General features: G+C 66.3%; 12 protein-coding genes, 1 tRNA gene and 1 pseudogene. 6 read left to right on the top strand and 8 right to left on the bottom strand.

All coding sequences use genetic code 11. The features are described 5' to 3' along the window. Positions 1 to 115: 115 nt before the first annotated feature. Positions 116 to 943, top strand: coding sequence for a PSP1 domain-containing protein (locus ACQPWW_RS02150; protein ID WP_433128576.1), 828 nt, complete (start codon positions 116 to 118; stop codon positions 941 to 943). Positions 944 to 967: 24 nt separating this feature from the next. Here ACQPWW_RS02150 and ACQPWW_RS02155 read toward each other — a convergent pair whose 3' ends face one another. Further along, positions 968 to 2,707 carry a metallophosphoesterase family protein gene (locus ACQPWW_RS02155; RefSeq protein WP_433128578.1) on the bottom strand — a complete coding sequence of 580 codons (1,740 nt, stop codon included), beginning with the start codon at positions 2,705 to 2,707 and terminating at the stop codon, positions 968 to 970. A 144-nt stretch (positions 2,708 to 2,851) separates the two neighbouring features. Between ACQPWW_RS02155 and ACQPWW_RS02160 the strand changes: the two genes are divergently transcribed. Next, positions 2,852 to 2,928 (top strand) — tRNA-Thr (locus ACQPWW_RS02160). Positions 2,929 to 3,046: 118 nt separating this feature from the next. On the opposite strand, the gene ACQPWW_RS02165 is transcribed toward ACQPWW_RS02160, so the two are convergent. The 3 genes from ACQPWW_RS02165 to ACQPWW_RS02175 all read right to left on the bottom strand — a co-directional run bounded on the left by ACQPWW_RS02165 (position 3,047) and on the right by ACQPWW_RS02175 (position 4,995). Continuing rightward, complete coding sequence (locus tag ACQPWW_RS02165) at positions 3,047 to 3,616, bottom strand: YciI family protein (protein WP_433128580.1); 570 nt, start codon at positions 3,614 to 3,616, stop codon at positions 3,047 to 3,049. 153 nt (positions 3,617 to 3,769) lie between these two features. Then, positions 3,770 to 4,201 carry a hypothetical protein gene (locus ACQPWW_RS02170; protein WP_433128582.1) on the bottom strand — a complete coding sequence of 144 codons (432 nt, stop codon included), beginning with the start codon at positions 4,199 to 4,201 and terminating at the stop codon, positions 3,770 to 3,772. Positions 4,202 to 4,425: 224 nt separating this feature from the next. Beyond that, entirely contained in the window at positions 4,426 to 4,995 is a 570-nt protein-coding gene (locus ACQPWW_RS02175; RefSeq protein ID WP_433128584.1) for a hypothetical protein, read from the bottom strand. A 44-nt stretch (positions 4,996 to 5,039) separates the two neighbouring features. On the opposite strand from ACQPWW_RS02175, the gene ACQPWW_RS02180 reads away from it, so the two are divergent. The 3 genes from ACQPWW_RS02180 (at position 5,040) to ACQPWW_RS02190 (ending at position 8,558) form a co-directional block, all read left to right on the top strand. Further along, positions 5,040 to 5,678, top strand: coding sequence for a hypothetical protein (locus ACQPWW_RS02180; RefSeq protein ID WP_433128586.1), 639 nt, complete (start codon positions 5,040 to 5,042; stop codon positions 5,676 to 5,678). An 844-nt stretch (positions 5,679 to 6,522) separates the two neighbouring features. Continuing rightward, the gene (locus tag ACQPWW_RS02185; protein ID WP_433128588.1) at positions 6,523 to 7,341 is read left to right on the top strand and encodes a hypothetical protein; all 819 of its coding nucleotides are present in this window, start codon (positions 6,523 to 6,525) and stop codon (positions 7,339 to 7,341) included. After that, complete coding sequence (locus tag ACQPWW_RS02190) at positions 7,338 to 8,558, top strand: helix-turn-helix domain-containing protein (RefSeq protein WP_433128590.1); 1,221 nt, start codon at positions 7,338 to 7,340, stop codon at positions 8,556 to 8,558. Before ACQPWW_RS02185 ends, ACQPWW_RS02190 begins: the two co-directional genes overlap by 4 nt. Positions 8,559 to 8,830: 272 nt before the next feature. Here the strand turns inward: ACQPWW_RS02190 and ACQPWW_RS02195 are convergent, their stop codons facing one another. The 3 genes and pseudogenes from ACQPWW_RS02195 to ACQPWW_RS02205 all read right to left on the bottom strand — a co-directional run. Next, positions 8,831 to 9,142: a hypothetical protein gene (locus ACQPWW_RS02195; protein ID WP_433128592.1), complete on the bottom strand. Its 312-nt coding sequence runs from the start codon at positions 9,140 to 9,142 to the stop codon at positions 8,831 to 8,833. 62 nt (positions 9,143 to 9,204) lie between these two features. Beyond that, the gene (locus ACQPWW_RS02200; protein WP_433128594.1) at positions 9,205 to 10,080 is read right to left on the bottom strand and encodes an IS5 family transposase; all 876 of its coding nucleotides are present in this window, start codon (positions 10,078 to 10,080) and stop codon (positions 9,205 to 9,207) included. Between the two features lie 277 nt (positions 10,081 to 10,357). Beyond that, positions 10,358 to 10,676 (bottom strand): annotated as a pseudogene (locus ACQPWW_RS02205) (transposase family protein); the annotation flags it as partial. An 827-nt stretch (positions 10,677 to 11,503) separates the two neighbouring features. Between ACQPWW_RS02205 and ACQPWW_RS02210 the strand changes: the two are divergent. Beyond that, the gene (locus ACQPWW_RS02210; protein ID WP_433128596.1) at positions 11,504 to 11,659 is read left to right on the top strand and encodes a hypothetical protein; all 156 of its coding nucleotides are present in this window, start codon (positions 11,504 to 11,506) and stop codon (positions 11,657 to 11,659) included. Positions 11,660 to 11,666: 7 nt separating this feature from the next. Here ACQPWW_RS02210 and ACQPWW_RS02215 read toward each other — a convergent pair whose 3' ends face one another. Continuing rightward, positions 11,667 to 12,416: a GntR family transcriptional regulator gene (locus ACQPWW_RS02215; RefSeq protein WP_433128598.1), complete on the bottom strand. Its 750-nt coding sequence runs from the start codon at positions 12,414 to 12,416 to the stop codon at positions 11,667 to 11,669. Between the last annotated feature and the right edge of the window lie 218 nt (positions 12,417 to 12,634).

Below are 12,634 nucleotides of genomic sequence, written 5' to 3' on the forward strand. Positions count from 1 at the left end.
GCGAGGCGTAACGGCACGACGGGCCGCCCGGCAATCGGTCGAGTCGACGGTCATGGATGGCAGTGGAGGGACTGGCTGGCGCGTCCTCTGCGGTGATCCGTCGTAGGGTGGGGGGATGGGGATGCTCTGCGCGGTCAGCTTCAACCGATACGGGCGCCTCTACTACCTCGATCCCGGCGAGTTGCGTCCGCAGGTGGGCGACAAGGTGCTGGTGCCCACCGACGACGGGGCCGAGGTGGCGGAGTGCGTGTGGGCCGCGCAGTGGGTCACCGAGGAGACCGACGGCTTTCCCCGGCTGGTGGGGCTCGCCGGTGACGACGACCTGCGCCGGGACGAGGCGCTGCGGCGTCGCAAGGCCGAGGCGAAGGTGGCCGCGAAACGGCTGATTCGCTCGCACGGCCTGCCGATGAAGGTGGTGGCGGTCGACCACGTGCTCGGCTCCGCCGAGGGTGGCGGCGAGCGCAGCACCGTCTACTTCACCGCCCCGCACCGGGTGGACTTCCGCTCCCTGGTCCGTGATCTGGGCGCCACCCTGCACTGCCGGGTCGAGCTACGCCAGCTCTCCGCGCGCGACTCGGCGCGGGTGCAGGGCGGCATCGGCTCCTGCGGTCGGGACCTGTGCTGCGCGACGTTCCTCACCGACTTCGAGCCGGTGACCATCCGGATGGCCAAGGACCAGGACCTGCCACTGAACCCCCTGCGCATCTCCGGCGCGTGTGGCCGGTTGATGTGCTGCCTCAAATACGAGCACCCTCTCTACGCCGAGAGCAGCAACTACCCGTTGTCCGGCCAGCGGGTGGAGACGCCGGACGGGACAGCCAAGGTCGTATCTCGTCATCCGCCGAGCGAGACGGTCACCGTCCGGCAGATCGCGGACGGGTCCACCAAGCGATGCTCGCTGTCCGATGTCTGCGGGTCACGCCAGGCGTACGAGAGTCGGTAGGGCTGCTCCTGCTCCCGCCCTCCGTCAGGGCAGGACAATGGGGGGTTCGGACAGGTGGGGGGCCAGGCGAGTCTTCGGGGTCAGCCAGCTCGCGGTGGGGGACTGGTCGGGGTTCACCTGCCAGTCGCGGGAAACCCGGTCCACCCCGATCGGGTAGATGGTCAGCGTCCCGTCCGGGTCGATGCGCAACCGCAGGAACGACTTGGAGTCCTCGATGCCCTGCCCGGCGAACAGTTCGTTGACGTTCACTCCGAACGAGCCCGCCACCAGCAGGTACGCCGCCACCACCTGGCTGGCGACCAGGCCGATCACCGGCCCGTAGACCACCGCGGCGGCCACTGCCGGCAGTGGCCACGGCCATTCGTAGAACGGCAGCGCCAACCAGACCCAGGTGGCGCCGGCGGCCAGCGCCACCTGGGCCACCCCGTGGCTGACGCCGAGGAGCCAGTTCCGGACGTGCCGCTTGCCGTTGGCGTTCGGCGGCTTGGCGAACAGAACCGCCGCCGCCACCGTCACGAGGACCATCAGCACCAGCGGGACGCTGAACAGCCGCTGGTTGGTGCTGTCGCCCCAGTTCGCCGTCGCGCCCGCCATGGCCAGCATCAGCAGGGTGTGCAGGATGCCGAGCAACGTGGTGAAGCCGGGATTGCGGAACGGCAGCCGGGCGAAGATGCCCCAGCCGTAGCGGCGGGAGCGGGCCGCGTCCGGGTAGCGGGCCACCAGGTCGTACGGCTGCGTACGGCTCGCCCGGCGGGCCAGCGTGTCGCGCGGCGGCACCTCGATGCGCTCCGGCAGCTTGTGGGTGGGGTACAGGTACGCCCCGCCGCCGCCACAGGTGATCAACTGCCGGTCCGGGCCGGCGTAGCGGGCGTAGTGGTGCAGGTCACCGGAGAGCAGCAGCCGCACCCGTGCCCCGGTCGGGTCGATGATCGTCCGGATGAAGTAGTCGATCGAGTCGTACGCCGTCGGGCTGTCGGCGGCCTTGATCCAGGTCGGCGACGGCGCGGCCAGGATCACCTTCGACTCCGGGCCGAGCCGTCGGGCCACCTCGTCGAAGTAGGCCAACTGCGGGTCGTCCAGGTACGAGCCGGACTGGTCGTCCACGCCGAGCAGCCACCAGCCGGCCGGCAACTCCACCGCGAAGTACGACCGCGACTGCCCGGTACGCCAGCCGGCGAAGTTGCGGTCCCGGGAGCGGACGAACAGCCGCAGGAAGGCGGTGAGCCCGTCGTACCAGTCGTGGTTGCCCGGCACCGCGAACAGCGTGGGACGGTCGGGCGGGGTCAACGGCAACGCGGCCTGGTAAGGGCCCTTGCACCGGTTCTCGTACTCCGCGTAGGCCGCCGACGGATACACCTGGTCGCCGCCCATCACCAGGGTCTGGGCCCGGGGCAGCCGGTGTCCGTTCACGGTCAGCTCCGGCTGCGCCAGCAGGTACGCGATCGAGTACGTGGCGTTGAAGCCGTCACCGAGGTCGGCCACGTAGTCGAGCCAGAGCCCGCCGTCCGGTCCCGCCTGGCGGAAGATGTCGTCGCCAAAGGCGTTCTGCAGCTCGCGCTTGTCCAGGTAGGCGCCGAAGAGAATCGCCAGCAGCGTCCGGATGCCGGTGCTGATCAGCAGGAACGGTGCCAGCCACGGCACCGGCTTGCGCGGGGTGAAGCCCAACTCCAGCGGATCGGTGGTGCGTGGCCGAGGCCGGGCACGCTCGCTGTCGGGGTGGTCGTCGGCCGCCGGAGCCCGGTGGTCGTCGCGTTCGTCGCTCACCCGCCGCAGCGTAGTACCGGATCCATCGATACGCTGTCCGGTAACGGGTCAGTTGGCAGTCGTTGTCCGGTTGCCGGTGGGTGGTGGCGCGGGGGTATCCCGTTCGGGGTCGGGCAACAGGGTGCCGTACACTTGCTCATCGTTGCCGCCTTAGCTCAGTCGGCTAGAGCGACGCACTCGTAATGCGTAGGTCGACGGTTCGATTCCGTCAGGCGGCTCCACTCGAAGGCCCAGGTCACCGGCTCTCATGCCGATCATGACCTGGGCCTTTTGATTGCCGTCGCCCGACCAGGTGCGGATCGTCCCGGCCGACTTCGTCATGTGCTGAATGTTCTCGGCCTACGAGGGCCGCCCGCCGAACTGCCAGTCGTGGACCTCGATGTCGGCGTACCGGTCCGGGTTGAGGACGGCGCGTGCGGTGTCCTGGTCGGGCGACCTGAGCAGCGCCGCCGTACCCAGCCAGGTGTTGCCGTTGTCGGAGAGCAGCGGCCCGTAGGCGATCAGCTCGTCCCGGTCGGGCGGCACGGCAGAATCAGCGGCCTCCCCCGAGCCGAGGCCGAGCACCAGGTACCGGTTGCCACCGGTTTGGCCAGCGGGAGAATCCCACATCGTGCGCCCCAGCATGTTGCGCCACCGGCGCAGCAACACGTCCCGATACACGCCGGCCTGGTAATTGGGCTCGTCGAAGGCGAATGCGCGGGCGGCGGCGGGATTCGGCAGGTCGACGATGTGCAGACTGCCGGTGGGGGTGGCGCCGTCGCTGGCGAAGGTCGGGCCGCGGGCGATCATCTGCGACGCGTACCGGTCCATGTAGGACCAGTGCTCCTCCAACAGGTCCGAGCGCAGCGGGATGGAACCGGGCCGGTCGCGGTGGTAGCAGACGAACTCCATGGCCTGAGTCTCACGCATCGTGTGAAGCCAACCTGCAACGCATCAACCGGAGTACGACACCCGGGCTGCCGGCGTCTAGTCCCACCTGATGCTGTCCCGGACGGGGACAGCTGGAAGGCCTACGACTGCCCGACGAGGAGATCCGCAAGAGCTCGCACTCCGGTGGCCTGGCTAGGTAGCCGATTTCTCTGACTTCGACTTTCGTGGAGGTGACCGGTAGGCAGAAATGGTTGCACCGAGCAGCAGAAGGACCAGCACAAGGTCCACCGCGAAGAGCAACACGCCCCACCAGTGCTCTAGCTGCGAGGCCAAGAAGTACAGCGGCACGGCGGAGAGCAGCGTGCAGCACAAGCCAACAAAGCCGCCGCCGGGGTCACGCTCCTTCTTGACCGTACCGTCGCCGATCTCCTGGAGGCGACGGACTTGCAGCTCGATCAACTCGGCCATGTGCCCGCCGGAGGCCTTGAGTTCCTCGTGCGCCTTCATCTCACCGAGCAGCTTCACGTTCGCTTCAATGGCATGCCGGAGGCGAGCGGCTCGGGACAGTCCGAAAATGGTTGCAATCGCGGTCGCAAAGCCGGTGAAAGCGCCGCCAACGTCCAAGACTCTCCTCGTGCCCGTTGTGCGCCCGATTGCTCGGACAAGCAGGGGTAATCAAGGTCAACAATCAGCAAGAGACGACGAAGGCCCCTGACACTCGTCTCCGCAGGTCAAAGCCTTGCCGCTCCCTGATGGCGGGCAGAGGACCCGAACCTCTGTAGCTTTCGCGACGGATTCACGACCCCACCCGAACCTGCTGCGCTCAGAGTCTATGACGATCCCTTGCCCTAGGGCACCTGGTGGTAAGTCAGCCAGAACTCCCGCTGTTGCTGCCCCCGTCGCCTGTCGCGCCAGCGAACCAGGAGAGAGCCTGGGCGGTCATGCTCCAATGTCCGATCTAGCTTGAGCTGCAGTGTCTGTCCGGGGTGGATGACAGCAACAGGTTGCCTAGGCCAGAGAGCGCCGACGTCGTTGGTGTAGTCCTGGCCGCCATCGTCCTTGACTAGGAATCGAACGTCGGTCATCTGTGCTGGCCCGCGGTTCGCTAATACGATCCGCTCATCCTGCTGCCACCCGTTGCGGGTCTGGTAGGTCACCAGCTCCAACCTCGCATCTGGATCTCCCGACCGGTTGCGCCACCATGGCCGCAAGACGCCGTACCAGAGGTTGATGATCCCGAGCGCCAAGGCCGCCACGGGAACGGCCGCATTCACCGCTTGAGCACTCATGCGAGCAGAGTAGGAGTTGATGGCACGCGCGTCGCTGACCGGGCTTGCGGCCGTACAGCCACCCGTGCAGGCGGAACCATGGCTCAGGTCGAAGATCCGCCAGCGATGACGAGTAGACACGGCGGACATACTGGGTTCCTCTGTGTGCCGAGGACGAGCAGGAAGAGGACGGGTTGAGTCACGGGCCGGAGGACGAGGAAGATGATGCGGGCAGGTTCGACTGGATGAAGGCGCGTTGGGGGGCGCTCTATCCGCCGTCTGAGATCGTCGCCGAGATGGGGCGGGTAACGATCGCAGCCGCTCGTGTCGATCGCCAGCTCGCCCTAGCCTTGTTGGCCTTAAAGCATCCGGAAGGCTTTGAAACGCTTCTGCGGAAAGAGAGCAGCAAGCTATATAAGGGGTTAGAGCGGCGGGTGACCGAGCTTTTTGGAGGTCCGCTTCTTGAGTGGACCTTGGCGAATCTGGAAGAGGTAAAGGCTCGGATAGAGGCGAGGCACGCTGTTGCCCATAGTATCTGGTCCGTTGCTGATCGGAGCGAGTCGATCAGCGTCCAACTATTGGCAAATCTCCGCAGTCAGGAAGAGCTAGACCAGTTGCTGGCGGAGCGCGGCGAGCTAGCCGAGTGGAAGACCCTGCATCCCAGGAAGAACGCGCCGGGGCCACAGACCTTAGAGGAATTGCAGAAAATCCGAATCGGCCTAGAGGATGTGGCTGACTGGCTTGAGCAACTGCGCTTCACGCTTGCGAGCGCACTGTTCGCTGGCAAGCCGGAAGGTGCGCGGAAGGTGCTGGACCCTCGCAGTTTCGATTGACCTGATCTTCCGCCAGCAAAAACCGTCCGAACGTCGGCGCGACATGGACCCCTGACAGGCGGGAGTAAGCCAGGCCAGTGAGTGCTGGTACGGCCAGGCTCTGGACTGGCTGAACAGGCAGGCACTGGCAATTCGCGAGCTGCCAGGCTCTCACCCCAGCACGAGCCAACAGCCGCCGCCGGATGGACGCCGGCCGCCATCCGGCCGGGAGGGAGGCAGGTGACGGCGGATGCGGGATGCCCCTAGAGATGAGGCGGTCTGGCTTGGGAGTTGCGCGTGAAAGCCACCGGGGCGAACCGAGCGGGGTCGAGTGGGAACCGATCCGGTTGCCGTGAGCGGGGTGCCCAGGCCGACCCGGACGTTGCCGAACGGCTGCGGAATGGTCTTGGGGACCTACGGATCAGAAGGTCTCGCAGCATCAGTCCTCATCCAGTCCTCAAGAGGTCGAACCTCAGCGGTCGACCGTGAGAGACGCCGAGCGTCGTTTTCGCAGGCCAAGTCCCCCGACTCCAGGTGGGGCAGTGTGGGTAACTTGATCTCGTAATGCGTAGGTCGACGGTTCGATTCCATCAGGCGGCTCCACGGACGATGCCCTGACCAGCGGAAATGCTGGTCGGGGCATCGTGTTTATCTATGTAACCTTGAGCCGCCCCCGGGACCCCCCGAAAACACCGGGGGCGAGCAGGTTCTGCATGTCTGCGCTTCCGGCACAGCCACTGTTGCCGGTGGCCTGGTGCGGTGGATCGACGTACTTTGCAGGCGCTCGTCCTTGCCGAACTTCACGCGACTCGCCGACAGGTTCATTTTTATACATCAACTTCGTCCAGATGGTACAGTCCGCGGCGTGACGGAGGATGAGAAGGTCATCTCTGATATGACCGAGGGCGGCATCATCGTGTCGCTCCGCTGGGCGGTGACGTCTGCACATGCACGCGCGTGGGCAGACTTTGACCCTGAGACGGGTCACAACCAGACCGTGCTCGGTATTGCGGCGCACACGCTGCTCGCCGACCGGCAGGATAGGGCGTTCCGCGTAGAGAAGTACATCGCCAAGGAGGACGCCCGGGATCGGGACGTGCTGCTTGCGGGGCTGCTTCCGCCCGAGCGGGCCTCTATGCCCACCTGCTTGGGGGTGGAGCGTGCGGACTTGAACAACTCGCCCGCATGGCGGTATCGGCAGTACCGGTGGTTCCTCACTTCGTTCGAGTACGGCAAGGTTCACGACATCGCTTGGGGGCGAAAGAGCCCGACGAAGCGCAAAATCGCCGCCCAGACGGGGTCAGACAGCCCGGACCAGTTCGTCCTTCCCGGCACGTACGAACGCCGCATCGGGGAGGTACTCGACCCGGTTACTCTGGGGGAACTGCTTGCGGCGAACGAGCGCAACTCGGTGCTCAACATCGTGCTCGCGCACAGTCTTGACGCCCACACTGGCGCCACCGAGCTGTTCTTGGGACGGCCCCGCCTCAACGTCGGCGGCGGTAAGCCCTGGGTGTGGCTGCGCTCGCTTCTGCCAGGCGACGGAGGCAATGGACTCGGCATCCGGACCGACGCCTCGCAGCCGACCGCGCCTGCCCGTGGTGCCGACGTTCCTGACGCCCCGGTGCGGCTGCGGCCCCGTATCGCCGGCCAGGAGCCGGGCGCGGAGTCTGCAGGGCGATGAGCGCTGTCTCACCTCCCGCAGCCGCGCGGCTCGCCGACGCCGCGCGGCTGTTCAGCGGCCGGCGGTTGACCTTGGCGCGTCAGGTTGCCGGGTTGCGAAAAAACGGCCTCGCTGATCGGATCGGCAAAACTCCCACCGCTGTCGCCAGCTATGAAAACGGTACTAAGCGGCCTGCGACGGCAACGGTGGCGCAGCTTGCACTGACTCTCAAGGTCGAGCCGTCGTTCTTCATCGGCGTCGACTCGTCCGAAGCACCTGTTCCAACGCCGCACTTCAGATCCTTGAGGTCCACGACCCAGATCGTCCGCGATCAGGCGCACGCCTACGGATGCCTGGTTGCCGATGTTGCTGCCTCATTGGAGAAGTACGTGGAGTTGCCGCCGCGCGACGTCCCGCGGTGGCCGGTGCCACCCGACGAGATCGCCGCCGGCGAGGCCGAGGCGGCTGCCACGTTCATCCGTGCCGAATGGGACATGGGCGTCGGCCCAGCTGGACACCTAATTCGGTTGCTCGAAAACAAGGGTGTCCTGGTGGTCTTCTCGCTTCCGCAAACGTCGGCTGTGGATGCGTTTTCGATTGAGGCAGGCGCTCGGCCGATCGCCCTGCTTAACCCGGTTAAGGAGGACTACTACCGGCAACGCTTTGACGTGGCTCACGAGCTAGGCCACCTAGTCATGCACACCGACTCGGAACCGGGCAGCAAGCTCGTCGAAGATCAGGCGCACCGCTTCGCCTCCGAGTTCTTGATGCCTGCGGCGGGCATCATCGATGAGCTGCCAGCCAAGGCTGACTGGCAACGGCTGTTCATGCTTAAGGAGCGCTGGGGCGTCAGCCTCCAGGCGCTCTTAATGCGGTCTCGTCAGTTGAAGGTGATGAGCGAATCGACGTACCAGCGGGCGATGGTGACGTTGTCGTCACGAGGCTGGCGTCGACAGGAACCCGGCGAGGGGACCGCCGCCGAGTTGCCCTCGCTGCTTCCGAAGAGCGTGGAGCTCCTCGAGGCTGCTGGCTATTCAGCGCGAACGCTAGCAGCTCAAGCACGCGTGCCGATCTCAATCTTCGAGACGGCAACCTCTCGGCGTCCTAATGTCGACAGTAGCTATTTCCAGGACGAACCGATGTCGGCCAGCCAGGGCGGGGGTGAAGTCGGTCAGGCAGAGACTCTGCCGTTCCCTGATTGGGGCCAGCTACGCAGCCGGCGAACGCCGGTTACCTGACCTCGGCGGTCGGTGCTGGTGGATGTCGTCCGGATCCTGGGGCAAGGCTGATGCCCTCACCTGAGGTGAGGGCATCAGCCTTGCTGGTTTGCTCTATGAAACGGCGTTGTTTAGGCGCACATCATTCCGCTGACTCAAGCGTGATGATCAGGCCCTTTAGAGGTGTCCGGCGTTCTACCGCGGCCGGGTCCAACCTCGTCAATTACAAACACGTTCGCAATCCCGCAGAGGCTTGCTCGCCTAGGGCCTGTTTCAGAAGTGTGGGACTGAATTCAGCCTGGTCGGTTGGGGTAGTGGCGGCCGGCCAGCCAGATGGTGAGGTCCTTTGCGATGTCGCCTTGGTCGGTCTCGATGGTGAGATCGTGGATTCGGTGGTGGGCGTCGCGGCGTTCGACTTCGTAGGTGTCGTCGTCGAGCAGTGAGACCGATGCGTACCAGGCCGGGTCGTCGTCGGCGGGGTTGATCGTGACGAAGGTGTTGTCGTCGTGGTTCAGGTCATCGATCAGCATGAACAGGGCGTCTTCGGAGGGGTCGTCGACATGGTCGCCGTTCTCGGCGTCGGCGTAGTAGTAGTCGGCGGCCATCCGGTTTCTCCCTGCTCTGCTGGTCAGCCGGCCCAGCTTCGCATGAGGTGATGCCCGGCTGGTCAGAGCCACTCGTTGATCGCGGCGACGAGTACGGCAGCTTCAAAGCGGACGGCGAGTTTGTCGTAGCGGGTGGCCACCGCCCGGTGGCGTTTGAGCCGGTTGATGCCGCACTCCACGGCGTGACGGGCCTTGTAGTCCTCGACGTCAAACACCGGTGGCCTGCCGCCGGCCGCGCCGCGCTTCCTGCGGTTGCTGGCCTGGTCGGCGGGCTCGGCGATGGTGGCCTTGATGCCGCGGCGGCGCAGGTAGTCCCGGTTGGCCCGCGACGAATACGCCTTGTCCCCGCGCACCCGATCCGGCCGCTGCCGTGGTCGGCCCGGTCCCAGCCGGGGCACCCGGATGCCCCGCAGCACCGGCACGAACTGCGGCGAGTCCCCGCGCTGCCCAGCGGTGACCAGAATCGACAGCGGCTTCTGGCCCTGCTCACACGCCAGATGAATCTTCGTGGTCAAACCACCCCGGGAACGGCCGAGTCCGTGATCTGCTGGCTCGGGCACCACCCCACCGGCCGGCTCCTGCTGCGCGTCGCCGTCGTGTCGGGCGCCGGCGGCATGCTGATGAGCCCGGCAGATCGTCGAGTCGACGTTGACCTCCCAGCAGATCAAGCCAGCAGCGTCCGCCCTGGCCTGCAACGCGGTGAGGACCTGCGCCCATACACCCGAGCGCTGCCACCGCCGGAACAGCCCATACACCGTCTGCCACGGCCCGTACTCCGGTGGCAGATCACGCCAGGGGCACCCTGTCCGCACTCGCCACCTGATTCCATTGATCAGCAGCCGACGCGACCACACCGCTGGGCGACCACGCCCCACCGCCCGGGGCAGCAGCGGCTCCAACACCGCCCACTGCTCATCGGTCAGATCACCACGACCCACCGCAAGATCATCGATGCAATCTAGCTCGTGGATCAACTTTTGAAACAGGCCCTAGTGGACATGGTGACGGCGTCCGTCAAAGATGCCGACAGGCTCCCTCAACTCCCGGACAACTACCGCCCTACGCGCACACGGCGTCCCAACGCGACGACCACCCTGGTCGACGCAAGCCAGGCGCCAGCGGGGAGCAAAATGCTCTGCAGACTTAGCTCGATGATGACCCGAGGCGGAGCCAAGCGTCCTGGCTTAACGATCGCGCAAAGCCATTGAGCAATCTTCATCCTGCGTAGCGGTTCGTTTCGACGTGGTGCAGGACCAGGATGGCTTGCACGATCGCGGTGGTTCGGCATGGGCAGCAGCGCAGCTTGACTAGGATCTTCCAGGTCTTGAGCGTGGCGATCGCTCGTTCTCCGCGGGCTCGGATCTTCGCGTGGGTCCGGTGCACTGCCTTCTGCCTGCGTGACAGCTTCGGCCGGAAGCAGACACTGCTTGAACGGCCTGCGCACGCTGCCACGGGCGCCCTGGTAGCCCTTATCGGCGAAGGTCATCACGTCCGCGCTGGTCAGGGCATCGATGACGCCGTGACTGCGTGCGGCGAGGTGGTTCAGGGTCCGGCTGGACAACGAAATCGGGCGGGGGTAGGACAGTTTGGCGAGGCTCCCGGTCGGGGCTTCGAGTCTTGGTCGACAGATGTCCTACCTGGAGCCTCGCACCCATCGATCATCGGGCCTGCCACACCCATTTCGAGCTGCAAGATCAGCTTGAAGAAGGCTCATTGACGATGGGTTGCATACTCCGTTGACGGCCCCACACGGGCTGCGCCATGAGCCTGTCTGGGCTCACTGGGGAGCAGGTTGGTGACCCGTCTCGGGCTTGCCGCCGCCCGCGGGACGCGTTCCCAACCGCGATGACGATTGGCGCCCCACGCAACGGAACGTTGTCGAGGTGCAGGGCGATCTCCACAGCGGGGCGCCCACCCGCACCAGCCCCGGCGGCGGCGATGCGCCGCGCCTGGTTGCCGCCCCCGTTTACCCCCCCCGGTAACCCCTGACATCGGTTGACCAGCGGTGCTAGGTGACGATCACTTCGCCCGGTTGTTTCCGCAGGTCAGCACCAAATACTGACAGTCGATGGCAACACCAAGGCCAAAGGGTTCGAGGAGCGTAGGTCGACGGTTCGATTCCGTCAGGCGGCTCGGTGAATAAGTGCCTCTGGCCTCGGGTGTAAGCCCGGGAGCCAGAGGCTCTTTTCTGTTGCCCCCGGTGGTGACTCGGCGATGCCACCCGCCCACCGAGGTTCGGCGAGTCGCCCCGAACCTTGCCGGCCGGGCCTACGGCGCGACGCAGGGGGTACGCAATCGATCTACGACGCAGCGTCGTCACCGTGCAGGCCGCATGGCGTCGATCCTGGTCGGCTGCTCGTCATGGCAGTTGGCGCCGCACCTCACCAGCGGCAGCCGCGGCCGGAGCCGGTGCGGACGTGGCGGCCGGCGACTGAGCTGGAGCGCCGCGAGGCCGACCGACAGCTACTCATCAAGGAGATGGACCGGCTGCGTCCCAGCCTGTACCCGACGCATTGAGCCGCCGTCAGTCCACCCGGATCCGGTAAACCAACTCGTACCGACCGCGCGGCAGCACGATGTCCGCTGTCTCGACCGGCACGCCGGCGGCGTAGTACGTCCGGGTGATTTCGTACACGTCCGCCGGACGGCCGGGCAGCCCCAGAGCCTCCGCCTCGACGGCCGTGGCAGGCCGGGAGCTGATCCGCTCCTCGAACTCGTCGACGTGCACGCCGATCGCGTCCATCCGGGCGACCACCCCGACCGCGGTACCTGCCTCCGGCCATTCCACCGGTGTGCCGCCGGTGATGCTCAGCGGCTCGTACGACGTCGACAACTGGATCGGCTCGCCGTCGGACAGGAACCGATACGCGGTGCGCATCACGGGTGCGCCCTGTTCAATGCCGAGCCGCACCGCGATCGGGTCGTCGGCGAGGTCGTGGCGGCTGTCGTGCTCCCAGGTGGCCAGTTGGCCCGCGCGGGCCGCGTCGCGGGCGAACGGCGACGTCGGACCCGGCCCTCCGCGCATGTCGCGACCGTGAGCGTGTCGAACCAGTCGACGGGCGGACCGGACGTAGACGCCCGACCCGGGCCGTCCCTGTACCAGTCCCTCACCCTTGAGCACGCTGATTGCCCACTTCGCGACGGTGCGGCTCACGCTGAACCGCGTCATGAGTGTGGTCTCGCTGGGCAGCTTTTCGCCGGCGGCCAGCGCGCCGGACTGGATCTCCGCGCGCAGCTCCGCAGCGATCGCCAAATAGGCAGGCGTCTTAGCCATGGGGTGCAACCTCCGGTCAGCCCACCCAGTCGATCACAGACAACCTGGTGTGCCAAGTTTGTGCGACACCCTTGCCTGACCGAACCTAGTGTGCTAGCTTTCGGTGTGGCTCCCCGCTACCAGTTGGCTCCGGTCAGCAACCAACGCCGGTGATAACGGGGAGTCCCAAACGCCGCGCAGCCGGCAGCAGCTTGCCCCCGCCGCGGCTCATCCACCCG

The organism is Micromonospora sp. CA-240977 (genome assembly GCF_050942285.1).
Lineage (GTDB): Bacteria > Actinomycetota > Actinomycetes > Mycobacteriales > Micromonosporaceae > Micromonospora.